The organism is Nocardia sp. NBC_00511 (genome assembly GCF_045161165.1).
Taxonomy (GTDB): domain Bacteria; phylum Actinomycetota; class Actinomycetes; order Mycobacteriales; family Mycobacteriaceae; genus Nocardia.
The window spans coordinates 7,567,196-7,590,329 of the sequence record NZ_CP107849.1; the positions used below are offsets into that span (position 1 = coordinate 7,567,196).

Annotated in this window: 23 protein-coding genes; 13 read left to right on the forward strand and 10 right to left on the reverse strand. The window is 67.9% G+C overall.

The genetic code is table 11. From position 1 onward, the window contains the following. Positions 1–167: 167 nt before the first annotated feature. Positions 168–1,247: a phosphoribosylformylglycinamidine cyclo-ligase gene (gene purM, locus OG300_RS35210; RefSeq protein ID WP_405488555.1), complete on the forward strand. Its 1,080-nt coding sequence runs from the start codon at positions 168–170 to the stop codon at positions 1,245–1,247. Positions 1,248–1,499: 252 nt separating this feature from the next. On the opposite strand, the gene OG300_RS35215 is transcribed toward purM, so the two are convergent. The 4 genes from OG300_RS35215 to OG300_RS35230 all read right to left on the reverse strand — a co-directional run bounded on the left by OG300_RS35215 (position 1,500) and on the right by OG300_RS35230 (position 4,717). Continuing rightward, positions 1,500–1,736, reverse strand: coding sequence for a DUF3073 domain-containing protein (locus OG300_RS35215; protein WP_405488557.1), 237 nt, complete (start codon positions 1,734–1,736; stop codon positions 1,500–1,502). A 187-nt stretch (positions 1,737–1,923) separates the two neighbouring features. Next, complete coding sequence (locus tag OG300_RS35220) at positions 1,924–2,886, reverse strand: asparaginase (protein ID WP_405498804.1); 963 nt, start codon at positions 2,884–2,886, stop codon at positions 1,924–1,926. Between the two features lie 56 nt (positions 2,887–2,942). Beyond that, entirely contained in the window at positions 2,943–3,602 is a 660-nt protein-coding gene (locus tag OG300_RS35225; protein ID WP_405488559.1) for an MOSC domain-containing protein, read from the reverse strand. Beyond that, complete coding sequence (locus tag OG300_RS35230; protein WP_405488561.1) at positions 3,599–4,717, reverse strand: YgfZ/GcvT domain-containing protein; 1,119 nt, start codon at positions 4,715–4,717, stop codon at positions 3,599–3,601. The genes OG300_RS35225 and OG300_RS35230 overlap by 4 nt, the downstream gene beginning before the upstream one ends. A 168-nt stretch (positions 4,718–4,885) precedes the next feature. Here OG300_RS35230 and OG300_RS35235 point away from each other — a divergent pair, with 168 nt between their 5' ends. The 6 genes from OG300_RS35235 to OG300_RS35260 all read left to right on the forward strand — a co-directional run bounded on the left by OG300_RS35235 (position 4,886) and on the right by OG300_RS35260 (position 12,555). Then, positions 4,886–5,044 carry a hypothetical protein gene (locus OG300_RS35235; RefSeq protein ID WP_405488563.1) on the forward strand — a complete coding sequence of 53 codons (159 nt, stop codon included), beginning with the start codon at positions 4,886–4,888 and terminating at the stop codon, positions 5,042–5,044. Between the two features lie 9 nt (positions 5,045–5,053). Further along, positions 5,054–5,980 (forward strand): aminodeoxychorismate lyase, encoded by a 927-nt coding sequence (locus tag OG300_RS35240; RefSeq protein ID WP_405488565.1) that lies wholly within the window; start codon positions 5,054–5,056, stop codon positions 5,978–5,980. Positions 5,981–6,165: 185 nt separating this feature from the next. After that, positions 6,166–7,638 (forward strand): cytochrome ubiquinol oxidase subunit I, encoded by a 1,473-nt coding sequence (locus OG300_RS35245; RefSeq protein WP_405488566.1) that lies wholly within the window; start codon positions 6,166–6,168, stop codon positions 7,636–7,638. A 9-nt stretch (positions 7,639–7,647) separates the two neighbouring features. Then, entirely contained in the window at positions 7,648–8,697 is a 1,050-nt protein-coding gene (gene cydB, locus OG300_RS35250) for a cytochrome d ubiquinol oxidase subunit II (RefSeq protein ID WP_405488568.1), read from the forward strand. Positions 8,698–8,752: 55 nt separating this feature from the next. After that, positions 8,753–10,855 carry an ABC transporter ATP-binding protein/permease gene (locus OG300_RS35255; RefSeq protein ID WP_405488570.1) on the forward strand — a complete coding sequence of 701 codons (2,103 nt, stop codon included), beginning with the start codon at positions 8,753–8,755 and terminating at the stop codon, positions 10,853–10,855. Between the two features lie 5 nt (positions 10,856–10,860). After that, on the forward strand, positions 10,861–12,555 hold the full coding sequence (locus tag OG300_RS35260) for an ATP-binding cassette domain-containing protein (protein WP_405498805.1): 1,695 nt from the start codon (positions 10,861–10,863) through the stop codon (positions 12,553–12,555). 345 nt (positions 12,556–12,900) lie between these two features. On the opposite strand, the gene OG300_RS35265 is transcribed toward OG300_RS35260, so the two are convergent. The 6 genes from OG300_RS35265 to OG300_RS35290 form a co-directional block, all read right to left on the reverse strand. After that, positions 12,901–13,575 carry an FABP family protein gene (locus tag OG300_RS35265; protein ID WP_405498806.1) on the reverse strand — a complete coding sequence of 225 codons (675 nt, stop codon included), beginning with the start codon at positions 13,573–13,575 and terminating at the stop codon, positions 12,901–12,903. A 233-nt stretch (positions 13,576–13,808) separates the two neighbouring features. After that, positions 13,809–14,114, reverse strand: coding sequence for a DUF1416 domain-containing protein (locus tag OG300_RS35270; protein ID WP_405488572.1), 306 nt, complete (start codon positions 14,112–14,114; stop codon positions 13,809–13,811). Positions 14,115–14,120: 6 nt separating this feature from the next. Beyond that, the gene (locus tag OG300_RS35275; RefSeq protein ID WP_405488574.1) at positions 14,121–14,954 is read right to left on the reverse strand and encodes a sulfurtransferase; all 834 of its coding nucleotides are present in this window, start codon (positions 14,952–14,954) and stop codon (positions 14,121–14,123) included. Positions 14,955–15,009: 55 nt separating this feature from the next. Further along, positions 15,010–15,489: a DUF4395 domain-containing protein gene (locus OG300_RS35280; protein ID WP_405488576.1), complete on the reverse strand. Its 480-nt coding sequence runs from the start codon at positions 15,487–15,489 to the stop codon at positions 15,010–15,012. Positions 15,490–15,746: 257 nt separating this feature from the next. Further along, positions 15,747–16,229 carry a thioredoxin family protein gene (locus tag OG300_RS35285; protein WP_405488578.1) on the reverse strand — a complete coding sequence of 161 codons (483 nt, stop codon included), beginning with the start codon at positions 16,227–16,229 and terminating at the stop codon, positions 15,747–15,749. Further along, positions 16,226–17,068, reverse strand: coding sequence for an LmeA family phospholipid-binding protein (locus OG300_RS35290; protein ID WP_405488580.1), 843 nt, complete (start codon positions 17,066–17,068; stop codon positions 16,226–16,228). The genes OG300_RS35285 and OG300_RS35290 overlap by 4 nt, the downstream gene beginning before the upstream one ends. A 279-nt stretch (positions 17,069–17,347) precedes the next feature. On the opposite strand from OG300_RS35290, the gene OG300_RS35295 reads away from it, so the two are divergent. The 6 genes from OG300_RS35295 (at position 17,348) to pstB (ending at position 23,119) form a co-directional block, all read left to right on the forward strand. Then, positions 17,348–18,103 carry a winged-helix domain-containing protein gene (locus OG300_RS35295; protein WP_405488582.1) on the forward strand — a complete coding sequence of 252 codons (756 nt, stop codon included), beginning with the start codon at positions 17,348–17,350 and terminating at the stop codon, positions 18,101–18,103. After that, positions 18,103–18,999: a mycothiol synthase gene (mshD, locus tag OG300_RS35300; protein ID WP_405488584.1), complete on the forward strand. Its 897-nt coding sequence runs from the start codon at positions 18,103–18,105 to the stop codon at positions 18,997–18,999. Before OG300_RS35295 ends, mshD begins: the two co-directional genes overlap by 1 nt. A gap of 231 nt (positions 19,000–19,230) precedes the next feature. Then, positions 19,231–20,349, forward strand: coding sequence for a phosphate ABC transporter substrate-binding protein PstS (pstS, locus tag OG300_RS35305; protein ID WP_405488586.1), 1,119 nt, complete (start codon positions 19,231–19,233; stop codon positions 20,347–20,349). A 116-nt stretch (positions 20,350–20,465) separates the two neighbouring features. Then, entirely contained in the window at positions 20,466–21,434 is a 969-nt protein-coding gene (gene pstC / locus OG300_RS35310) for a phosphate ABC transporter permease subunit PstC (protein ID WP_405488588.1), read from the forward strand. After that, the gene (gene pstA, locus OG300_RS35315) at positions 21,431–22,330 is read left to right on the forward strand and encodes a phosphate ABC transporter permease PstA (protein WP_405488590.1); all 900 of its coding nucleotides are present in this window, start codon (positions 21,431–21,433) and stop codon (positions 22,328–22,330) included. Before pstC ends, pstA begins: the two co-directional genes overlap by 4 nt. 12 nt (positions 22,331–22,342) lie before the next feature. Then, positions 22,343–23,119, forward strand: coding sequence for a phosphate ABC transporter ATP-binding protein PstB (gene pstB, locus OG300_RS35320; protein ID WP_405488592.1), 777 nt, complete (start codon positions 22,343–22,345; stop codon positions 23,117–23,119). The last annotated feature ends 15 nt before the right edge of the window (positions 23,120–23,134 follow it).

The window sequence follows — 23,134 nt, forward strand, 5'->3', positions numbered from 1 at the left end:
ATGCGGGTAATTTCTCGGGTACGTCCGGAACATCGCGGCTCCTGGGCACTCCCACGGGGGCGCGAATACACCACTTTCGCGCCGCCCGCTGACTGAGTCGAAGGCGGCGTGAGCTAGCGTGAGCAGGCAACTGTCCACTCCGATTCGGCTTGGAGCTCTCCCCGACAATGACTGAACAGACACCCAGCAGCGCCGGTGCCTCGTACGCGGCGGCCGGAGTGGATATCGAAGCCGGCGACCGGGCAGTCGAACTGTTCGCGCCCCTGGCCCGCAAGGCCAGCCGCCCCGAAGTACAGGGTGGCCTCGGTGGCTTCGCCGGACTGTTCGCCCTGAAGGGTGGCTACAAGGAGCCGTTGCTCGCCGCCTCCACGGACGGCGTCGGCACCAAGATCGCGATCGCCCAGGCCCTCGACAAGCACGACACCGTCGGCCTCGACCTGGTCGCCATGGTCGTCGACGACCTCGTCGTCTGCGGCGCCGAACCGCTGTTCCTGCAGGACTACATCGCCGTCGGCAAGGTCGTCCCCGAGCGGGTCGCCCAGATCGTGTCCGGCATCGCCGAAGGCTGTGTGCTGGCCGGTTGCGCGCTGCTCGGCGGCGAGACCGCCGAACACCCCGGCCTGATGGGCGCCGACGACTACGACCTGTCGGCCACCGGAGTCGGCGTGGTCGAGGCCGACGCCGTGCTCGGCCCGGACCGCGTGCGCCCCGGCGACGTCGTCATCGGCATGGGCGCGTCGGGCCTGCACTCCAACGGCTACTCGCTGGCCCGCAAGGTGCTGCTCGACATCGACCGGATGTCCCTCACCGGACACGTCGAGGAATTCGGCCGCACCCTCGGCGAGGAACTGCTCGAGCCGACCCGCATCTACGCCAAGGACTGCCTGGCCCTGATCGCCGAAACCGACGTGCGCACCTTCAGCCACGTCACCGGCGGCGGCCTGGCCAACAACCTCGGTCGTGTGCTCCCTGCCGGACTCGTCGCCGAACTGGACCGCGGCACCTGGAACCCGGCCCCGGTCTTCAAGATGATCGCCCAGCGCGGCCGCGTCGAGCGCCCCGAGATGGAGAAGACCTTCAACATGGGCGTCGGCATGGTCGCCGTCGTCGCCCCCGAGGACGCCGACCGCGCCCTCGCCGTCCTCACCGCCCGCCACATCGACTGCTGGACCCTCGGCACGGTGAAGAAGGCCAAGGACGCCGACGCGCCCCGCGTCGCCCTGGTGGGCGACCACCCGCGCTTCTAGCGCCCGGAAAGCAGCCGGCCCCGGTCACTCTCGCGAGTGACCGGGGCCGTTCTGTATGTCCGAATTATGGTGTGCCGCAGAAACATCCACGGCCACCCCGCCATGGGTTACACAAAAGTAACGTCCCGACCCGGAGGGGACGGAACGCTCGATGCTGCTGGCAAATCATCGGCATCGCACGCGACCGGTGAAAACGACGTGCTAAAGGGGGAAGCCCACCGGCCTCCCCCTGCAGTACGTCGGAAATCCGAGTCAGCGACGCCAGTCGTCGTAGCTGTCTTCTTCATCCTGGCTCGACCGCGATTCGCTCGCGTCATGCTCGTCGGAAAGCACACCGCCCCGCTGTTGCGGTTCGGGACGACTCCACAGCGTGTCGGAGGGACTCCCCGACAGCTCGCGCTGAAGGCTCGTGAAGTCGGTCGACGGTGAGCTGTACTTCAGCTCTCGTGCAACCTTGGTCTGCTTTGCCTTAGCCCGGCCACGGCCCATGGCTGACCCCCTCGCGTCACTGCGGGGCGGCCTGGGGTGGGTTTGGCGGCCCCGTTCGAATTAATACTCTTCCTGACGAACACTTTAGCGTGTGTCCGGCGGTCGCGCTTCCAGGAGTGGGGGATAAACGTTGCGAGGCCGGGCCACCGGCCTCGACCGGTGTCCCGCAACCCACTTCGACGGGGGGCTAGAGCACTCCCGGAACGGCTCGCACGATGCCCACCCGGGCCGCTCCGCCGAGCACCGCGGGGGCCGCGAGTTCCGCGTGCGCGCTGGTCCATTCGATGCCCATACGCTGGAGAATGGCCAGCGTCAGGGGAACTCGCGCGCGATCGGCGCCATCGTCGATCTTGTAGGCGAAGGCCGTGCCGTCCGGCAGCGAACCGGCGTGCACCCCGTCCGCGCCGATCTTGCAGACCAGTCCCGGCGTCGCCGACATGATTCGAAGATCCGGGCCGTCCGTGCCGGAAATCACTCGGGGGTGGGCGCGGATCGCGTCCGCAATGCGCCGTTCGGGGCTATCTTCCGGCGCGGTCGCCAGCGTCGCGTAGGCGCGCGCCAGATTCACCAGCGACACCGGCACGATCGGCAGGCCGCAGCCGTCGATACCGAGATCGGTCTCCGGCTCACCGGTGACATCGGCGACGGTCTCCAGCACCGCCTGCTGCAGCGGATGCCCGACCTCGAGGTAGCCGCGGGTCGGCCAGTCGTTGATCCGGCAGGTCGCCAGCATGGCGGCATGCTTGCCGGAACAGTTCATGAAGATCCGGCGGGCCGCCTTCGCGCGATCGCTACCCGCCAGCACGGCCGCCCGGGCCTGCTCGTCGAACGGCAGATCCGGCGGGCACTCCAGGTCGTCCTCGGTGAAACCGAAACGGTCCAGCAGCCGCGCCACCAGCTCCACATGATCGGGCTCACCGAAATGCGAGGCGGTCGAGATGGCCAACTCGGTGTCGTCGACCGGTTCGAAACCATTGCGCAGCAAGGTCAGTGCCTGCAGCGGCTTGTTGGTGGAACGCGGGAAGATCGGGCCGTGCACGGCACCCAGCTCCACCAGCGGCTCACCGTCGGGGCGCAGGATCACCACCGAACCGCGATGCACGCACTCCCGGAATCCGGACCGCACCACCTCGACGAGATCCACGCTCATGCTCGGGTTTCCTTCCGGTTCGAGATCATCCAGGTCGAGGGCCGGGACGGGCGAGCTCATGACCGAACGGCTCCGGTATGGCGGCGGCGATGCCGGTCGATCTGCATGCGCACGTCCTCGGACACGGTGGGCTCGGCGTCGAGCAGCACCTCCAGCCGGTCCGGGTCCGCACCGGTGAACAGCTCGCGCACGGTGACGCCGTGCGTGGGCGTGTGCACCACCCGCACCTCGTCGCCCGCGCCGATCGTGCCCTCGGTCAGGACCCGCAGATACGCGCCCGTATTCGCCTGCAGCGTGAAGCGTTTCACCCACTGCGGCTCGGCGGCCCACCAGCCGAAGGTGGCGCACGGGACGCGGGGCGCACTCACCTCCAGCAGGGTGTCGCCGACGGCCCAGCGCGCGCCCAGCACGGCATCGCTGACCGCCAGGCCCTCGATGCGCAGGTTTTCACCGAACCAGCCGGCGGGCAGGTCGCGGTTCAGTTCCGCGGACCAGGCGCAGGCGTCCTCCTCGGCATAGGCGTACACGGCCTGATGGACGCCGCCGTGATGCTCGGTGTCGCAGACGTGATCGCCGTCCAGGCCCAGGCCGCGCACCGGAACCCGGTGCGGCACCGGCCTTTTGTCGATGGCGGTACGGCCCACCTTGCTCGAGCGCGCGGCCACCTCCAGTTCGGCGTGCACCACGCAAACCGCGAGTACGCGGCCGGTGTTCATCGCCCGCGCAACTTCTCGACCGCCAGCCGTCCGGCCTGCGGTTCATCGTGCGCCGGAACCGAATCCGGGTCGATGGACGCGGCGCACGGGCCCGCCTCGAGGGCGGTGTCGGCGGGGACATTGCGTTTGATCAGCGCGAGCGCGATCGGGCCCAGCTCGAAATGGTCGATCACGGTGCCGAGCGTGCCCACCACGCGCCCGCCCGCCGTCACCGAATCACCGGGCTCCGGACGGGAATCCGCGGAGCCGTCGAGATGCAGCAGCACCAGGTGCCGGGGCGGCTTGCCGAGATTGTGGACGCGGGCCACCGTCTCCTGACCGCGGTAGCAGCCCTTGTTCAGGTGCACCGCACCATGTTCGGCGGGGCTGCCGATCCAGTTCACCTCGTGCGGGATGGTCCGGTCGTCGGTGTCGATGCCGAGGCGCGGGCGCAGCGCTTCGACCCGCAGCGCCTCGAACGCCCACGAGCCCGCGGCCGCCGCACCCGCGGCCCGCAGCCGCGACCACCAGTCGGCCAGCTGTGCGCGCGGCACGATCAGATCGAAGGAGTGCGGGCCCGGCCACGGCATGCGGCGCAGGAACCCGCCGCCCGGAAGGGCAACGGCGCGATAGGTTTCGGCGGGGAGGGCACTCACGCCCAGGGTGTCGATCAGCTCGGCGGTCTGCGGGCCGAGCAGGGTCAGCACGGCGTGATCGTTGGCGTCGACGGGCTTGGCGTCGGCCCAGAACACCATCTTCTGCAGGAAGCTCAGCAGTTCCGCGCCGCGCTCGCCCTCGGTGTCGATCCACACCGTGCCGTCCAGCTCGGTGAGCACGAAGTGATTGAGCACGCGGCCCTGCAGATCGAGATCCAGGTTCTCGGCGGATTCGCCGTCGCCCAGATCGGTGACGGCCTGGCTGGAGATGGTGTTGAGCCAGCTCAACCGTTCCTTGCCGGTGATGGTCAGCACGAACCGGTGCGACCGATCCACCACCGCGACCTGTCGTGCGGCGGCGCGCTGCTCACCGAAGGGATCCCCGTAATGCCACGCGACCGCGGCGTCCGGTGATCCCGGCAGCCCCGCGACCGCCCCTGGAACCTGCAAGATCGGACTGGGTGCAACCGAGGAGGACACACGTCCACCTTATACAGCGTCGAGCGCGGGCGGCGGGGCCACCTGCGCCGGGCGGGGCGAAAGCGGGCGCGCGGTCGACGGACACGCCGGTCGGATCGGCGGTGCTGTCAATCCCCGGGGACGCCGTCACGGGCGGGTTTCACCGGTTCGGCTGCCCGTGTCCGGCGCGTGCCGGAGATGGACAACTGCCTGGATACGTCCGAAATCGAGGTGGCGGGTGCGGCCCGGCCCGCGGGCGGCCGCGCGACGGGCGTTGCCGCCGGACCGCACCGTGCCCGGGAGCCGGGACGGGCGGATTGCCCGGCCTGGGCGGGTGCGCTGGCCTAGGCTCGGGCCATGGTGGAACGGGTTCTGGTGACTCTCGACGGCGCGATCCAGGATCCGGACACGCCTTTGCTTTTCGCGGACGATATCGGCGCGCTGCGCGGCGACGGCATCTTCGAGACGGTGCTGGTGCGGGACGGGGTGCCGTGCGCGATCGAACTGCATCTGGCCCGGCTGCGCCGGTCCGCGGAGGCCCTCGAGCTGCCTGCCCCGGATCTGGAGGCGTGGCGCTTCGCGGTGGAGTTGGCGGCCGAGGAATGGGGCCGCGAGCGCGAGGGCATGCTGCGGCTGGTGCTCACCCGGGGGCGTGACAGCGATCACGGAAGCTCTGGCGAACGTACGGCAACCAAGGGTGGAGCGCTGGCCGGAGCCCAACCGGCAACCACCGGATACGTTTTGGTGATGCCGGTGGCCGACCGGGTGGAAACCGCTCGCGCCGACGGTGTTTCGGTGATCACGCTCTCGCGTGGCATCTCGATCGACCTGGCGCAGGCCGCGCCGTGGCAGCTGCTGGGCGCGAAAACGCTGTCGTACGCGATGAATATGTCCGCGCTGCGCTTCGCCAAGCGGATGGGCGCGGACGACGTCATCTTCACCAGTACCGAGCATCGGGTGCTGGAGGGGCCACGCTCCAGCGTCGTTGTGCAGCGCGACAATCAGCTGATCACCCCGCCCGCGCGCAACGGTGTACTGCCGGGCACCACGCAGCGGGTGCTGTTCACGCAGGCGGAGAAGGCGGGCTGGGAATGCTCGTACGAGCCGCTGTTCATCGCGGATCTGATCACCGCCGACAGCGTGTGGATGCTGTCGAGCGTGACGCTGGCCGCGCGGGTCAATTCGCTGGACGGACTGCGCATGTCGGCCAATGACCGGGCCCCGGAGATCGTCGAGATGGTCAATCGCGGGATCACGCTGCCGGGCAGTATCGCCGACTGGTGACCCGGGCTCCGGGCCGCTCTCCTGATCGCTAGCACGTTTCGTTGCGACCTTCCGTGCCCTGCCGCGGCATGTCCGTCACACTCTGGCTAATTGTTGGCAAGCTGTGGCGTGGCACATGTTGATAAGGCGGATCTGAGGCGTACTGTCTGTTACTACGTCATGTCGTAGATGGGCAGGGAGGTCGGATGAGCGTCGTAGATCTGGCGCGATGGCAGTTCGGAATTACCACCGTCTATCACTTCGTCCTGGTGCCGCTCACCATCGGACTCGCCCCGCTCGTCGCGGGTATGCAGACCGCCTGGGTGATCACCGGCCAGGAGAAGTGGCTGCGGCTCACCAAATTCTTCGGCAAGTTGTTCCTGATCAACTTCGCCCTCGGCGTCGCCACCGGCATCGTGCAGGAATTCCAATTCGGAATGGCCTGGAGCGAATACTCCCGCTTCGTCGGCGACGTATTCGGCGCACCCCTCGCGATGGAGGCGCTGGTCGCCTTCTTCCTGGAATCCACCTTCCTCGGACTGTGGATCTTCGGCTGGACCAAGCTGCCGAAAAAGGTGCACCTGGCCTGCATTTGGCTGGTCGCCATCGGTGTCAACGCGTCCGCGTACTTCATCGTCGCCGCCAACTCGTTCATGCAGCATCCGGTCGGCGCGGAATACAACCCCGCCACCGGTCGCGCCGAACTGCACAGCATCTGGGCGGTGCTGACCAACAACACCACCCTGGCCGCCTTCCCGCACGTCGTCGCCGGAGCCTTCCTCACCTCGGGCACCTTCGTCGCCGGTATCGCGGGCTGGTGGATGGTGCGCAATGTGCGAAAAGCCAAGGCCGACAACAACGACGCCCTCCTCGAAGAAGCCCGCGGCATGTGGCGGCCCGCCTCCCGCCTGGGCATCTGGGTGCTGCTGGTGGCCTGCGTGGCGCTGATCTTCACCGGTGACATCCAGGGCAAGCTGATGTTCAAACAGCAGCCCATGAAGATGGCGTCGGCGGAATCGTTGTGCCACACCGAGACCGATCCGGACTTCTCCGTGCTCACAGTCGGCACCCACAACAACTGCGACAGCGTCAACCACCTCATCGAGGTGCCGTACGTGCTGCCGTACCTGGCCACCGGCGACTTCACCGGCGTCACGTTGAAGGGCGTCAAAGACCTCCAGGTCGAATACAACGAGAAGTACGGCATCGGCGACTACCGGCCCAACCTGTTCGTCACCTACTGGTCCTTCCGCGCCATGATCACCTGGATGGCCGGCTCGATCCTGTTGGCGCTGGCCGGACTGTGGGTCACCCGCCGCGGTCGCGTCCCGGATCAGACCTGGTTCAAGTGGCTTTCGCTGATCGCCATCGCAACCCCGTTCCTGGGCAACATCTCCGGCTGGATCTTCACCGAGATGGGCCGCCAGCCCTGGGTGGTCGCTCCCAACCCGACCGGGGATCAGCACATCCGAATGACGGTGCAGCAGGGCGTCTCCGGCGTCTCGGCGGGCACCATCCTCACCTCGCTGATCGTGTTCACGCTGCTCTACGGACTGCTCGCGATCGGCTGGTTCTACCTGATGCGGCGCTACGTCGTCGCCGGACCCGAAAAGCCCGCGGACGACGACACCCCGAAGATGACCGGGGAGCCCGTCGAGAAGCTTTCCTTCGCCTACTAGGAGCCGAGGATGAGTCTCCCTGAATTCTGGTTTCTGCTGATCGCGGTCCTGTTCACCGGCTACTTCGTGCTGGAGGGCTTCGACTTCGGCGTCGGCATGCTGATGCCGATCATCGGACGCGGCTCCGAGACGAAGAAGCGCGTGGTGCTCAACACCATCGGACCGGTGTGGGACGGCAACGAGGTGTGGCTGCTCACCGGCGGCGGCGCCATGTTCGCGGCCTTCCCCGAGTGGTACGCCAGCCTGTTCTCCGGGTTCTACCTGGCGCTGCTGCTGATCCTGGTCGGGCTGATCACGCGGGCCTGCGCCATCGAATGGCGCGGCAAGATCCACGACGACCGGTGGCGGGTCTGGTGCGATATCGGCATCGGGCTCGGGTCCTGGATCCCGGCACTGGCCTGGGGTCTGGCCTTCGCCAACATCGTGCGGGGCGTGAAACTCAACGCGCACCGGCAGATCGAGGGCAACCTGTTCGATCTGCTCAACCCGTACGCGCTGCTCGGCGGACTGACCACGCTGCTGCTGTTCCTGCTGCACGGTGCGGTGTTCATCGCGCTCAAGACCGGCAACGAGGTCCGTGACGACGCGCAGCGCATCATCCGGCTGATCTTCGTGCCGACCGCGGTCGTGGTGGCGGCCTTCGGCATCTGGACCCAGCTCGCCTACGGGCACGGCTGGACCTGGATTCCGCTGGTGCTGGCGGTCGTCGGACTGCTCGTCGCCGGATTCGCGGCCACCCAGGGGCGTGACGGCTGGGCGTTCACCGGTACCGCGCTCACCATCGCGGCGGCGACCGTGCTGCTGTTCGGGTCGCTGTTCCCGAATGTGCTGCCCTCCAACATCTCCGACGTCTTCAGTCTCACCGTCGACGGACGCGGCGGGACGGTGTCGGCGTCCTCGACCCACTACACGCTGGTGGTGATGAGCTGGGTGGCGGTGGCGATGGTCCCGGTCGTGCTGTGTTACCAGGCCTGGACTTACTGGGTGTTCCGCAAGCGGCTCACCATGGAGCAGATCCCGCCCGCCATCGGGCTGCCCATGGAATCCGCCAAGAGCTGAACACGACGGCGCGCCGGGTCCGCCCGGCGCGCCGGTTCGCAAGAGGAGATCGACCATGGCACGACCGGTGGACCCGCGACTGTGGCGCTACGCCCGCTCCGCCCGCAGGTATCTCACACTGAGCGTGGGACTTTCACTGGTGACCACTGGCGGCATCGTGGTCGCGGCGCTGGCGCTGGCCCGCGTACTGGCGGGCGTGATCACCGAACCCTCGCGTCGCCAGCTCGGCTCGTGGACAACAGAACTGGTGATCTTCGCGCTCGCCGTGCTGTGCCGGGTGGCCGCCACCTGGTGGCAGTCGAGGCTCGCGCACCGGGCCGGAGCGCAGGTGGTCTCGGAATTGGAGACCGCCTCCCTGCGCGCCGCCGCCGAACTCCCGCCACGCGAATTGGAAAGCCGCCGAAGCGAACTGGCCGTGGTCGTCGGCAGCGGATTGAACGGGCTGCGCGCCTACCTCACCGGCTACCTCCCGGCTCTGATCCTGGCCTGCCTGGTGCCGCCCGTGGTGCTGGCCGTGATCGCCGTCCACGACTGGGTGTCCGGTGCGATCATCGCCGTCACGCTGCCGCTGATCCCGATCTTCATGATCCTCATCGGCCTGCTCACCCAGGGGAAATCCGCAGACACCCTGACCGCCACCGCCCGCCTCTCCGACCAACTCCTCGACCTCTTCGCGGGCATGCCGACCCTGCGGGCCCTGGGGCGCGAAACCGCCCGCACCGCAACCGGATCCGATGCCGTGGACTCGGAATCGGCCACCGGGAAGTCGAGCGCGGGCCACAGTATGGCCGGGCGGGTGAACGAGCTGGGCGAGTCCCTGCACCGCCGCACCATGTCCGCACTGCGGCTGGCCTTCCTGTCGTCGATGGTCCTGGAAATGCTGGCCACCCTGTGCGTAGCGCTGGTCGCCGTCTCCATCGGCATGCGCCTGGTCTTCGGCCACATGGGACTGCACGCCGGACTCCTCGCCCTGATCCTGACCCCCGAGGTCTATCTGCCGCTGCGCGCGGTGGGCGAGCGCTTCCACGCCGCCCAGGACGGAATCGCAGCGGCAGAGCGGGCTTTCGCGGTTCTGGAACCGGACAGCGACAGTGCCTCGGCGATCTCGGTGGCGCCCGGCGCACCAGCCGAATCCGGCTCACCGGCCGTCGGTGAGACCGGCCCCACGGCCACCATCCCGAGACCGGCTCTGAACCCGCGCGGCTACATCGACATTCACGGCCTGACCGTGGCGGCGCGCGACGGTGCTGCCCCCTCCGACCTGTCCGCCACCCTTCGCCCCGGCGAGGTCACCGTCCTGAGCGGTCCGAACGGCTGCGGCAAATCGACCGCGCTGCAAGCGATCCTGGGCCTGATCACGCCGGACGAGGGATCCGTCCTGGTCGACGGCACCCCCCTCGCCGACCTCGACCCCGACGCCTGGTGGTCCCACATCGCCTGGCTCCCACAACGCCCGGTCCTGCTCCCCGGCACCCTCCGCGCCAACCTCGATCTGCTCGGCCCGCCCGCCTCCTCGGAACTCATCGAATCCGCTTGCACCGCAACCGGCTTCGATGCGGTTCTCGACGACCTCCCGGACCGCTGGGAAACCGTGGTGGGCGTCGGCGGCACCGGCCTCTCCCTCGGCCAACGCCAACGCCTGGCCCTCACCCGCACCCTCGCGGCCCCTCGCTCGATCCTTCTTCTCGACGAGCCCACCGCTCACCTCGACGACGCCGCCGAAGGCACCGTCCTCGCAGCCCTGGTGGCCCGGGCCCGAGCCGGTGCCACCGTGGTCCTGGTAGCCCACCGCCCCTCGATCCTCGCCATCGCCGACCAGGTCGTCGAAATCCGCGCGGCCCGGAACGAGGCGATGTTCGACACGAATTCGAATGCCTCTACCGGCGCGGAATCGAGGTCGGCAGAACCTGGCAATGACACGGCGGCGACGAGCGCCGGCGGAACTGCGGCTGCCACATCGACATCGGCATTGCCCGGGCAGGGTGGATCGGGGCGGGCCGTTGTCGAGGAATCGACCGCGCGAGAGGAAAACTTGCCACCCGGGGCGACTGGACCGGGATCCACGAAGGTTACCGGGAACGCCAGGGCTGCTTCGGTTCTCGACGTGGTCGACGAGGCGGGCATGCGGCGTTTCGAGCGGGTGGAGGTGCGGCCGTGAACGGGATGTTCGGGGACCTGCGGCGGATGCGGGAATTGCTCGGGTTGTCCCGGGGGCGACTGGTGCTGTCGGTCGGGTGGGGCGTGCTGGCGCTGGGGAGTGGGCTGGGGCTGGCGGCGCTGGCGGCGTGGTTGATCGCGCGGGCCTGGCAGATGCCGCCGGTGCTGGATTTGAGCATCGCGGTGACGACGGTTCGGGCGCTGGGGATCGCGCGGGGGTTGTGCCGGTATCTGGAGCGGCTGGCCACCCACGATGTGGCGTTGCGGGCGATGAATACCGCGCGGGTCACCACCTACCGGACGCTGGCCGGGGCGGATATCTGGCGGCCGCGCCGGACCGGGTTCGGTACCGGCGGTGCGGGGGACTCGTCCGGAGCGAGCGAGCGATCGGGTTTCGCGCGTGCCGATGACGCTGGGCGGCAGGGGGATCCGACGCAGTTGCGGCGGGGGGACCTGCTGGGGCGGGTGATGAACGACATCGATGATCTCGGGGCCGTGGTGGTGCGGGCATTCGTGCCCATCGTGGTGGCGCTGATCCTGTCGGTGCTCGCGGTCGGGCTGATGGCGTCGATCTCGGTGGCCGCGGCGGTGATTCTGGCTGTCGCGCTGGCGGTTTCGGGTGTGGTCGCGCCGTGGCTGTCGGCGCGGGCGGCGCGGGAGGCCGAGATCGCGGTGCGGGCGGATCGGACCGAGTTCACCGCCGAGGCGTTGACCGTCCTGGATCACGCGCCCGAATTGCGGGTGGCGGGACGGCTTTCCGAGGCGGTGGCGACCGCCACGGCAGCGGCGGAGCGGGGTGTCGCGGCGGAGGATCGGGCGGCGTCGCGCAGTGCGTGGGCGGCGGCGGTGCTGCCGCTGTCGATCGGGGCGAGCGTGCTCGGGGCGCTGCTGATCGGGATCGTGTTGTACGGCAGCGGTTCTCCGGTGCCGACGATGGGCCTCCAGACGGTCGCGCCCGGCGGGATCTCGCCGATGGCGCTCGCGGTGCTGGTGCTGGTGCCCCTGTCGGCGTTCGAAGCGGTGGCGGTACTGCCCGCCGCCGCGCAGGCGCTGACCACCGGGCGAGCCGCGCTGCATCGCCTGACTCGGCTCGAACGCGGCGAAACCGAGACTCCCGCACCGGATGTCGCGCCGCTGCCCGAGGGCCGCCGGATCGCCGTGATCGGACCCAGTGGCGCGGGCAAGACCACCCTGCTGATGGGCTGGGCCGGGTTGTTCGGCACGCCGGAGCCCGGGGTCACCTTCTTCGCCGAGGACGCCCACCTCTTCGGCACCTCGATCCTGGAGAACCTGCGGGTGGCGCGCGGCGACATCACCGCGGCGGAGGCCGAACAGACGCTGCGGGAGGTCGGCGCGGGGGAGTGGCTGGACGCGCTCCCCGCCGGTGTCGACACCGATCTGGTGGGTGGCGCGGCCGCCGTCTCCGGTGGTCAGCGGCGTCGAATCCTGTTGGCGCGCGCCCTGCTGTCTCCGGCGCGAGTCCTGCTGCTCGACGAGCCGACCGAGCATCTGGAGGCCGAGCCGGGCGCGGACCTGCTGCGCCGACTACTCGACGAATCCAGCGGCCTGGTCGACCGGGATCGGACGGTCGTGGTCGTCACCCATCAGCTGCCGCCGGACCACCGCGCCGACACCGTCGTTCACGTCGCCGCCGGAGGCCGCACGACCAGCGACCGGCTTATTCCCGTAAACGCGGGATGACCTGGGATTTCGCAGTCGGAGAAAATACGTTGCCGCCCTTCCCGACGCGGACTACATTCGTCGGTACACAGGAAGGAGGTGGTTCGAGAAATGATTTCCAGGACGCGTGAGGTGGCTGCCAGCTAGGCGCTACCGCTGCAACGGATTCCGTGGCGCGAGACGCTGAGCGAATCCAAGGCAGCCACCCGGCCCCCGAGTCCCGGTCGTGTCCGACCGGACCCGCGTGAAATTTGTTGCATCTTTCCGTGGGAACGACTCGGGGGCCGTACCTTGTTCGGCCGCAGTACGAGAAAGGCCCTGTCCCGCCGGATCATCCGGTGCGACAGGGCCTTTCTCGAATTCTTCTCAGCCGATGTAGCGCTGCAACCGTGCCGACAGGCGCGGATCCAGGGACCCGTCCGGGCCGATCCGCTCCTCGACGTACCCGAGGTCGCCGCCCTCGACGATGCCGTAGAGCCGCTTCGCGCCGCCGACCACGATGCCGGACTGGCTGCGGATCACCACATCGGTGGCCAGCTCCCAGGACGACTGGGTCAGGGCCTGGCCGTAGAACAGCTCCACGATTCCGGTGGAATGCGTGAGCAGCAGCTCGAGCACCTCGTCGTCACCGTCGATACCGACTCGCCAGAAACCACTTTCGCGCAGATCCGGTCCCGCGTACTCGCCCTTGGCGTCGATCTTCCAGGAGCGCGACTCCCAGGTCAGATAGTCGCCGCCGTCGTGGGAGACGATGATCTGCTGACCGAAGCGGTAGTCGCCGGTGTCGGGGTCGTTGCCCTCGCCCTCGCCGCGCCACACGCCGACCAGCGGCAGCAGCGCGAGCATGGAGGAACTCAGGTCCGGGCCCAGCCGCAGGTTCGCGGTGTCGACGGGCAGCGGTAGATCCGGGAGCGTCGGAACATTCAGCACCCCGGTCGCCTTGGCGCGCTCGGCGGCCTCGGCGACCGCCGCATCGCCACTGCGCCGCTGGGCGTCGTCGCTGGGCCGCGGGCTGGTGCCGTTGGCCACTCCGTTTTCGATGTTCTCGTGGGCCGGATCTGTCACGACTCGGTGAACAGCCGGTAGAGGACGTACAGACCGAACCAGGCGATCAGCACGGAGACGAGAACCAGCAGAATCTCGAAGGTAAGCACCACGAGTCGGAGTCTAATCCCACCGCGCGCCACCGGTGAAAACGACCCCGCAAAATCACATCGGAAAAATGAGAAAGGCCCCGGGATGATGAATCCCGGGGCCTTTCTTGGTCTTTCGCCTTACTTGGCGACCGTGACGTCCACGTTGTGGATGCCGGCGCCCTCGGGCGCGACCTCGGTGGTGCCGTTGCCCGACGCCGAGAGGGCGCGCAGGGTCCACGCGCCCGGAGCCGCGAAGAAACGGAAGTCGCCGGTGCCCGACGCCACGACCTCGGCCGTGAAATCGCCGTTGCCGTCCAGCAGGCGGACGAACGCGCCGCCCACGGTCTGGCCGTCAGCGGTCAGGACACGGCCGGTGATGACCGTTTCCTTCTCCACGTCGACGCCGGCGGGAATGGCCTGTCCCTGGGTAGGTGCTGCACACATAGGTAATTACGCTCCCAACTCGATCGGTGCACCGACGAGGGAGCCGTACTCGGTCCAGCTCCCGTCGTAGTTCTTGACGTTCTGGTGGCCCAGCAGTTCCTGCAGCACGAACCAGGTGTGCGAGGAACGCTCGCCGATACGGCAGTAGGCGATGGTCAGCTTGTCGCCGTCCAGGCCCGCGTCCTTGTAGATCTCGGCCAGTTCGGCGTCGCTCTTGAAGGTGCCGTCTTCGTTCGCGGCCTTCGACCACGGCACGTTGATGGCGGTCGGGATGTGGCCCGGACGCTGCGACTGCTCCTGCGGCAGGTGGGCCGGGGCCAGGATCTTGCCGGAGAACTCGTCGGGGGAGCGCACGTCGACCAGGTTCTTGGTGCCGATGGCCTGGATGACCTCGTCGCGGAAGGCGCGGATCGTCAGGTCCTGCTCGGAGGCCTTGTAGGCGGTAGCCGGACGCACCTGAACGTCCTTCACCAGCGGGCGGCCGTCGAGTTCCCACTTCTTGCGGCCACCGTCGAGCAGCTTCACGTCCTGGTGGCCGTAGAGCTTGAAGTACCAGTAGGCGTAGGCCGCGAACCAGTTGTTGTTGCCGCCGTAGAGCACCACGGTGTCGTCGTTGCCGATGCCGCGCGCCGACAGCAGGTCGGAGAACTGCTCACGGTTGACGAAGTCGCGGCGAACCTGGTCCTGCAGGTCCTTCTTCCAGTCGAGACGCACGGCGTTCTCGATATGGCCCAGGTCGTACGCCGAGGTGTCCTCGTCGACCTCGACCAGCACGACGCCGGGGGTGTTCAGGTTCTCTTCGACCCAGTCTGCGGAGACCAGGACATCGGAGCGAGCCATGTTGTTCCTTTCGATGCGGCGCCGTGTCAGGCGTTGCGTGTGTGTGGTTGAGGTTTCAGAGGGACGGGTCGGAGGTCGGCGTGCGGAAGCGGGCCACCAGCGGATAGATCTTGCAGCCCAGGCAGATTCCGAACGCGGCGTTGAGGAAGGCCGCGAACAGCGCGAATCCGGTGAAGATCGCGCCCGCGATCAGGCTGCCCGCCGCGAAGCCAAGCACCCCGAGCACCGCGAACGCCAGCCCGACCAGCTGCGCGAACCGCAGCGGCGCAACGGGTTCCAGCTCGCTCGGCGGGCTGATGCGCGGCGCGACCACGGCGCGGAAGACGCGCCCGTAGGGGCTGCGACCCGGACCGTAGGCGGCGCCGAGGCCGAAGACCACGGCCTGCGCGGCCAGCAGCACGGTGGCGGCGGGAACGGAGACGGTGGCGATGATCAGCACCAGGGCGAGCACGCCGGTGGTGATCCAGGCGGCGAAACGCGGGCCGCGGACATCGACCTGCCCGGCGGGCGGTTTGTTTGGATTCGGGTTCGACATGTGCGTACTCCTGCGCTGATTGGTCTATGAGTCGAATCGCCGGAGGATCCAAGAGATCGCTCTACGGCGGGACACACCCCGGTCGGCGTCAGAAAGAGGCGAAAGGCCGACCGGCTACACGCACAGGCAGCAACAACCACCGAGGCGGCACAGGTCAACCGTGCGGCGTCGGGTGAGCATCAGCTCGTGGTCGGATTGCACGAGAGGGAGTTTACCCAATTTTCGGGGGAAATTGGACACGGGGTTCGTAATGCTGGTCACTCCGCCGCGGCGGACACCGTCAACGGTGCCAGTGAGCTGCGCAGATCCGCCGCCTTCGGGACGCCGGAGATTCGGAAGCATTCCAATCCTCGAGAATCGAACACGAACGTGGTCGGCAGCGAGAGCACGTTCAGCTCGCGAGCCAGCTCCGGATTCGCGTCGATGTCGAGCTCGAGGTCCAGCGGCGGGCGCTCACCGTCGGACAGTTCGGTCACCACCGAGGCGACCACCCGGCGCACGGCCGCACACGGGCCGCACCAGTCGGCCGAGAAGTGCAGGACGGTCGGGCGGCCCGCGACCAGTCCGGCGGCCGCCAGCAGGGCGGCCCGATTCGATTCGGGCGCACCGGCATCCGCGACCGGTGCGGTGGTGGCCGCCTTCGAACCGGTGGCGCGGACGCGACCCTCGTTGCGGCGCACCAGGATTCCCACGCCGGTCGCGACGACCAGCACGGCCAGCAGAATCAGAACGGCGATCATGGCTGTTGTAACCGATCCAGGTCGATGGTGACGTAGTCACCCTTGCCCTCGACCACGATCTGCCCGCCGCTGGCCTCCACCTTGGTGGGGGTGATGCCGAAGGGCAGATCCTTGGTGTCGATGGTGTGGGTGAAGCGGGCCAGCACGGCGAGCCGGTCCTGTTCGGGGATCAACGGATCGGTGTCGGCCTGTAATTCCCGGCCGCGGTAGATATCGGTGGCGGTGATGTGCACCTCGTTGCCGTCGATGCGCAGATCGGCCAGCACGTGGATCTTCTTGAGGTTGTCGACCTGGCCGCCGTCGTTGTGCGGGTCGGCCGCGGTGGTGTCCGCGTCGGGGGTGACGGGGATCTTGCCCTCGAGGATGATCGCGCCGGTGGTGGTCATGCCGGTGCCGCCGGAACCGCCGGAGCCGTCGGACTTGTCGGCGGGCGGGCCGAGCACCTGCAGGTCCGGAATCTTGAACAGCCGGCCCATCTCGGTGGGTTCGATGCGCATGCGGGCCTGCACCTGGTCCACGGGGACGCCGCGCACATTGCCGTCGATGAGGTTGCGCATCGAGAGGTGCACACCCTTGAGATTGGCCTCGACCATGATCTCGCCGGGGATGTCGGGGCGCATGGCGCGCGCCCGGATGTCGACGTTCTTGTATCGGTCAGCGAGGGCCTGTGCGGCGAACGGGAATCCGTGGAAGGTGACCTCCGGATCGGCGCTCAGGTTCGAGCCCTCTCTCAGTAGCCGCGACACCCGATATTCGGAATAGGCCGCGACACCGAAATCGAGCACGACCGCCAGCCCTGCCAGGCAGAGCAGTCCGATGATCAACCTCCGGAAACGCATAGCTGCACCCTAGTGGGGCCGCCTGTGACGGCACGCCGCAGTAGGCGGGGTAGGTCACATCACGGGCAGGTCGCGGGCCGGTGACGGGCACATTGAGCGCAGTCGACCAGACCGATTGCGCGAACTGGACCAGACCGAACGGTTGCGAAGGCCGCCCGAGATACCAGTGTGTCGGCTCCGACACGCTAATGTAGGCAGCGATTACCTGTGATGACCTGCATGCGGTCGTGGCCTACAGAGCAGTTGCCACGCACATGCCGAATGGGATGGAGGGCCCCCATGGAGCTGCTCCTGCTGACCTCCGACCCCAACCCCGAGGCTGTACTGCCATCGCTGGCACTGTTGCCGCACCACGTGCGGCCCGCGCCGACCGAGGTGGCCTCTCTGCTCGAGGCGGGTTCCGCGGACGTGGCGCTGGTGGACGCGCGCATCGATCTGGCCGCCGCGCGCGGGCTGTGCCGTTTGCTGGGCAGCACCGGTTCCTCGGTGCCGGTCGTCGCGGTGCTGACCGAAGGCGGTCTGGTCGCGGTGAACGCGGACTGGGGTCTGGACGACATCCTGTTGCCCGGTACCGGTCCGGCCGAGCTGGATGCCCGGCTGCGGCTGCTGGTGGCGCGCAACGGCGGCGTCGCGAGCCCGGAGAACACCGGCAAGATCACCCTCGGTGAGCTGGTGATCGACGAGGGCACCTACACCGCTCGGCTGCGCGGCCGCCCGCTCGACCTCACCTACAAGGAGTTCGAACTCCTGAAATACCTTGCGCAGCATGCCGGTCGGGTCTTCACCCGGGCGCAGCTGCTGCAGGAGGTGTGGGGCTACGACTTCTTCGGTGGCACCCGCACGGTGGACGTGCACGTGCGACGCCTGCGCGCCAAGCTCGGCAGCGAGTACGAGTCGCTGATCGGCACGGTCCGCAATGTCGGCTACAAGGCGGTGCGCCCGGCGCGCACGGCCGGTAAGGGTGAGTCGGTCGCCTTCACCGACTCCGACGGCACCGATGATTCGGAACTGACCACGGCGAACGGCGCGCTGTAATGAGCTCTTTCACCGACCGGCTGTCCGTCGAGACAGCCGGGCAGGTGCGGGCGCTGCTGGAGCGGGCGACCGCGGCCGACGGCGTCGCACCGGTGTCGGAGCAGGCGGTGCTTTCGCTCGATTCCGCTTCTCCCGCACGCCATCTGGTGGACACCCGGGACGGGGTGGTCACCGGGTACGCGAATCTGACGCCGGGCCACGACGAGCATCCCGCGATGGCGGAGGTGGCGGTCGATCCGCAGGCGCGTGGCCGGGGTATCGGCGCAGCTCTGGTGGCTGCCGCGCTGGCGGCCGGTGGGCCGGGCGCGCGGGTCTGGGCGCACGGTGATCTGCCGTCCGCGCGGGCGGTGGCGGCCCGCCTCGACTTGTCCGTTTCGCGTGAATTGTGGCAAATGCGACGGGACCTTGCTAACCCGGAGCTACCGGAACTGACCGTGCCCGACGGTCTCGAAATCCGCACCTACGCAGGACCTTCCGATGACGCCGAACTGCTGCGCGTCAACAACGCGGCCTTCGCCTGGCATCCGGAGCAGGGCGGCTGGAGCGAATCCGAGATCGCGGCCCGGCGCGCGGAATCCTGGTTCGACCCGAAGGGTCTGTTCATCGCCGTCGATCCGGCCGCACCCGAGCGCATCCTCGGATTCCACTGGACCAAGGTGCATTACGACGAGAACCCGCCGATCGGCGAGGTCTACGTGGTCGGCATCGACCCGCAGGCGCAGGGCAGGGGCCTGGGCCGACTGCTCACCCTCGCGGGTCTGCGCTACCTGGACGACCGTGGCCTCGCCGCGGTGCTGCTCTATACCGAGGGTGACAACACCGCGGCCGTGCACACCTACACCCGGCTGGGATTTGTCCGTTTTCACACCGATATCGCGTACTCGGCAGTGGGCTAGATCGCACCGCGCAACCGTGCGGCAAATGTCACACATCGGACGCCGCAATCGGGGCGGGTTGTTCATCTCGCGTTCACCCACGCTGGTCCAACTGTCAACCGTGCGCCCTTACGTTGCAAGTGGGCCGCATACCGCTGCCTGGTGCGCTAGTTCGCAGCGAACAGCCGCCACATCGCGCCCGTCCAGCCGTTGAGGGGTTGGGCGTGCCACCGTGATTCGCGGAGGAATCAAGTGAATCTCAAGCGCTCCAGCGCCCTGCTCGGTGTGCTGGCTGCCGCCGGCGCCCTGACGTTGTCCGCCTGTGGCAGTGACAACAACGGCGGGTCCGGCACCGCCGCCAAGGTCGACGTCGCCTGTGGCGGCAAGTCGGCTCTCAAGGCCAGCGGCTCGACCGCTCAGAAGAACGCGATGGACCGCTTCGTCGCCGCCTACGAGAGCAACTGCAGCAGTGCCAAGCTCGACTACACCGCTTCGGGCTCCGGCGCGGGTGTGAACGAATTCCTCGGCGGACAGACCGATTTCGCCGGTTCCGACTCGCCGCTGGACGCGAAGAAGGGCGAGGTCGACAAGGCCGCCGCTCGCTGCGGCAGCCCGGCGTGGAACCTGCCCACCGTGTTCGGCCCGATCGCCGTGGCCTACAACATCCCCGGCGTCGACGACCTGGTCCTGGACCCGCCGACCATCGCGAAGATCTTCGACGGTGAGATCAGCACCTGGGACGACGCCCACATCAAGGCGCTCAACACCAACAAGGCCGACAAGCTCCCCTCGGACAAGATCGGCGTGATCTTCCGCTCCGACGAGTCGGGCACCACCGACAACTTCCAGAAGTACCTGGAGTCGGCCGGCGGCTGGACCAAGGGCACCGGCAAGGCGTTCCAGGGTGGCACCGGTGAAGGCGCCAAGGGCTCGGACGGCACCTCGGCCGCCATCGCCAACCAGAAGTTCTCCATCACCTACACCGAGTGGTCCTTCGCCAAGGCGCAGAAGCTGTCCTCGGTGCGCGTGCTGACCACCGCCACCTCGAACGACCCGAAGCCGGTCGATCTCACCTCCGAGACCGCGGCCAAGTCCGTCGACTCGGCGAAGGTCTCGGGCGCGGGCAACGACCTGGTGCTGGACAACAGCTCGATCTACAAGCCCACCGTCGGTGGCGCCTACCCGATCATGCTGGCCACCTACGAGATCGTCTGCTCGAAGTACAGCGACGCGGACACCGCGAAGGCCGTCAAGGCGTTCCTGACCTCCGCGGTCAGCAACGGTCAGACCGGTCTGGCGGACTCGGGCTACGTGCCGATCCCGGACGCGTTCAAGACCAAGCTCACCACCGCGATCAACGCCATTTCCTGATCGCCTGATCGAAAAAAACCACGATGACCGTGCACGATGAAATACCAGCCGCGGGCCTGTCCGTTTCGACCGGCCCGTCGGAAGACCGTGCCCAACTGCCGGGGGATACTGCGCTAATGCCGACGGAACCCAGCACCAAACCAGCCGCCGGGCGCGGACCGAAGAAGTACGGCGCGGAGTTCGCGTTCCGCTCGGCGGCCACGGCCGCCGGTGGAATCATCGTCGCCGCAATCGCTTTGATCGCGTTGTTCCTGCTCATCCGGGCCTGGCCCTCGGTGATGGCGAACAAGGCGAGCTTCTTCACCAGCACCGAGTTCAACACCTCGGATGCGAACAACCTGCGCTTCGGCATCAAGGACCTGTTCATGGTCACGGTGCTGAGCTCGCTGTTCGCGCTGGTGATCGCGGTCCCGATCGGTGTCGGTATCGCGCTGTTCCTGACGCAGTATTCGCCGAAGGCACTGGCGCGGCCGTTCTCGGTCGTCGTGGATCTGCTGGCCGCGGTGCCGTCCATCGTGTTCGGCCTGTGGGGATTCCTGGTCGTGGCTCCGAAGCTGGAGCCCTTGCAGACCTTCCTGAACAGCCATCTGAGCTGGTTGTTCCTGTTCTCCGACGGCAATGTCAGCATCGCCGGTGGCGGCACGATCTTCACCGCGGGCATCGTGCTCGCGGTGATGATCCTGCCGATCATCACCTCGGTGAGCCGCGAGGTGTTCGGCTTGACGCCGCGCTCGCACATCGAGGCCGCGCAGGCGCTGGGCGCCACCAAGTGGGAGGTCGTGCGGCTGACAGTGCTGCCGTTCGGCCGCTCCGGTGTGGTCGCCGGTTCCATGCTGGGCCTGGGTCGCGCGCTCGGTGAGACCATCGCGGTGCTGATCGTGCTGCGCACCTCCACCAAGGGTGGGCAGTGGTCGCTGTTCGACGGCGGCTACACCTTCGCCTCCAAGATCGCTTCGGCCGCTTCGGAATTCAGCTCCAAGCTGCCGACCGGCGCCTACATCGCCGCCGGTTTCGTGTTGTTCGCGCTGACCTTCGTGGTCAACGCACTGGCTCGGCTGGCGGCCGGCGGGAAGGTGAACGGATGACCACCACACTGGACAAGCCGGTCAAGGCCCCGACCTTCCGGCATGTCAGCCCGGCCCGTCGTATTCGCAACAATGTCGCCACCGCTGTGGTGTGGGGTTGCTTCCTGATCGCGCTGGTCCCGCTGCTGTGGGTGCTGTTCGTCGTGGCCCAGAAGGGCATCGACGCGGTGGCCTCGCTGGACTGGTGGACCAAGTCGCAGAAGGGCGTGCTGCCCGATCAGACCGACGGCGGTGTGTACCACGCCATCTACGGCACCCTGGTGCAGTCGGCGATCGCCGCGGTGATCGCGGTGCCGCTGGGCATCATGGCCGCCGTGTACCTGGTCGAGTACGGTCGCGGCTGGCTGGCCAAGACCACCACCTTCATGGTCGACATCCTCGCGGGTGTGCCCTCGATCGTGGCGGCGCTGTTCGTATTCGCCTTCTGGATCGGCACTTTCGGCTTCCCGCAGAGTGCGTTCGCGGTGTCGCTGGCACTGGTGCTGCTGATGCTGCCGGTGGTGGTGCGCTCCTCGGAGGAGATGCTCAAGCTGGTTCCCGACGAATTGCGGGAGGCCTCTTACGCTCTCGGTATTCCGAAGTGGAAAACCATTGTGCGGATCGTGGTTCCGACCGCGGCCCCCGGCATGATCTCCGGCATGCTGCTGGCGGTTGCCCGCGTCATGGGTGAGACCGCGCCGGTCCTGGTGCTGGTGGGCTACTCGAAGTCGATCAACTTCGATGTGACCAACGGCAATATGGCTTCGCTCCCGCTGCTGATGTACCAGGAGCTGGCCAACCCGGAAGCTGCCGGCCGAGCGCGGGTCTGGGGTGCGGCGCTGACCCTGATCCTGATCATCGCGCTGCTGTACCTCGCCGCCGCTGCGGTCAACAAGCTGCTGACGCGGAACCGATAGAAGGAAACTACGATGGCCAAGCGGATCGACGTCAAAGACCTGAACATTTACTACACCAAGTTCCACGCCATCTCGAACGTGGGCCTTACGGTGTTGCCGCGCAGCGTGACCGCCTTCATCGGTCCGTCCGGCTGCGGTAAGTCCACGGTGCTGCGGTCGCTCAACCGCATGCACGAGGTGACCCCGGGTGCCCGCGTCGAAGGCGCGGTGCTGCTCGACGGCGAGGACATCTACGGCGCCACCGTCGATCCGGTCGGCGTGCGCCGCACCATCGGCATGGTGTTCCAGCGCCCGAACCCGTTCCCCACCATGTCGATTCGCGACAATGTGGTGGCCGGGCTGCGGCTGCAGGGCGTGCGTGGCAAGAAGGAGCTCGACGAGGTCGCCGAGCGCTCGCTGCGTGGCGCGAACCTGTGGAACGAGGTCAAGGACCGCCTCGACAAGCCGGGCGGTGGCCTCTCCGGTGGTCAGCAGCAGCGACTGTGCATCGCGCGTGCCATCGCGGTGTCGCCGGACGTGCTGCTGATGGACGAGCCGTGTTCCGCGCTGGACCCCATCTCCACGCTGGCGATCGAGGATCTGATCTCCGAGCTGAAGAAGGAGTTCACCATCGTCATCGTCACCCACAACATGCAGCAGGCCGCGCGTGTGAGTGACCAGACCGCCTTCTTCAACCTGGAGGCGCAGGGCAAGCCGGGCAAGCTCGTCGAGATCGACGAGACCGAGAAGATCTTCTCGAACCCGTCGCAGAAGGCCACCGAGGACTACATCTCCGGCCGCTTCGGGTAAGAACCGATACCTTCC

Coding starts and splice junctions, on each gene's coding strand:
- purM (WP_405488555.1), top strand. CDS start 168: ATGACTGAACAGACACCCAGCAGCGCCGGTGCCTCGTACGCGGCGGCC.
- OG300_RS35215 (WP_405488557.1), bottom strand. CDS start 1,736: ATGGGCCGTGGCCGGGCTAAGGCAAAGCAGACCAAGGTTGCACGAGAG.
- OG300_RS35220 (WP_405498804.1), bottom strand. CDS start 2,886: ATGAGCGTGGATCTCGTCGAGGTGGTGCGGTCCGGATTCCGGGAGTGC.
- OG300_RS35225 (WP_405488559.1), bottom strand. CDS start 3,602: ATGAACACCGGCCGCGTACTCGCGGTTTGCGTGGTGCACGCCGAACTG.
- OG300_RS35240 (WP_405488565.1), top strand. CDS start 5,054: ATGGTGGAACGGGTTCTGGTGACTCTCGACGGCGCGATCCAGGATCCG.
- OG300_RS35245 (WP_405488566.1), top strand. CDS start 6,166: ATGAGCGTCGTAGATCTGGCGCGATGGCAGTTCGGAATTACCACCGTC.
- cydB (WP_405488568.1), top strand. CDS start 7,648: ATGAGTCTCCCTGAATTCTGGTTTCTGCTGATCGCGGTCCTGTTCACC.
- OG300_RS35255 (WP_405488570.1), top strand. CDS start 8,753: ATGGCACGACCGGTGGACCCGCGACTGTGGCGCTACGCCCGCTCCGCC.
- OG300_RS35260 (WP_405498805.1), top strand. CDS start 10,861: ATGTTCGGGGACCTGCGGCGGATGCGGGAATTGCTCGGGTTGTCCCGG.
- OG300_RS35270 (WP_405488572.1), bottom strand. CDS start 14,114: ATGTGTGCAGCACCTACCCAGGGACAGGCCATTCCCGCCGGCGTCGAC.
- OG300_RS35275 (WP_405488574.1), bottom strand. CDS start 14,954: ATGGCTCGCTCCGATGTCCTGGTCTCCGCAGACTGGGTCGAAGAGAAC.
- OG300_RS35280 (WP_405488576.1), bottom strand. CDS start 15,489: ATGTCGAACCCGAATCCAAACAAACCGCCCGCCGGGCAGGTCGATGTC.
- OG300_RS35285 (WP_405488578.1), bottom strand. CDS start 16,229: ATGATCGCCGTTCTGATTCTGCTGGCCGTGCTGGTCGTCGCGACCGGC.
- OG300_RS35290 (WP_405488580.1), bottom strand. CDS start 17,068: ATGCGTTTCCGGAGGTTGATCATCGGACTGCTCTGCCTGGCAGGGCTG.
- OG300_RS35295 (WP_405488582.1), top strand. CDS start 17,348: ATGGAGCTGCTCCTGCTGACCTCCGACCCCAACCCCGAGGCTGTACTG.
- mshD (WP_405488584.1), top strand. CDS start 18,103: ATGAGCTCTTTCACCGACCGGCTGTCCGTCGAGACAGCCGGGCAGGTG.
- pstC (WP_405488588.1), top strand. CDS start 20,466: ATGCCGACGGAACCCAGCACCAAACCAGCCGCCGGGCGCGGACCGAAG.
- pstA (WP_405488590.1), top strand. CDS start 21,431: ATGACCACCACACTGGACAAGCCGGTCAAGGCCCCGACCTTCCGGCAT.
- pstB (WP_405488592.1), top strand. CDS start 22,343: ATGGCCAAGCGGATCGACGTCAAAGACCTGAACATTTACTACACCAAG.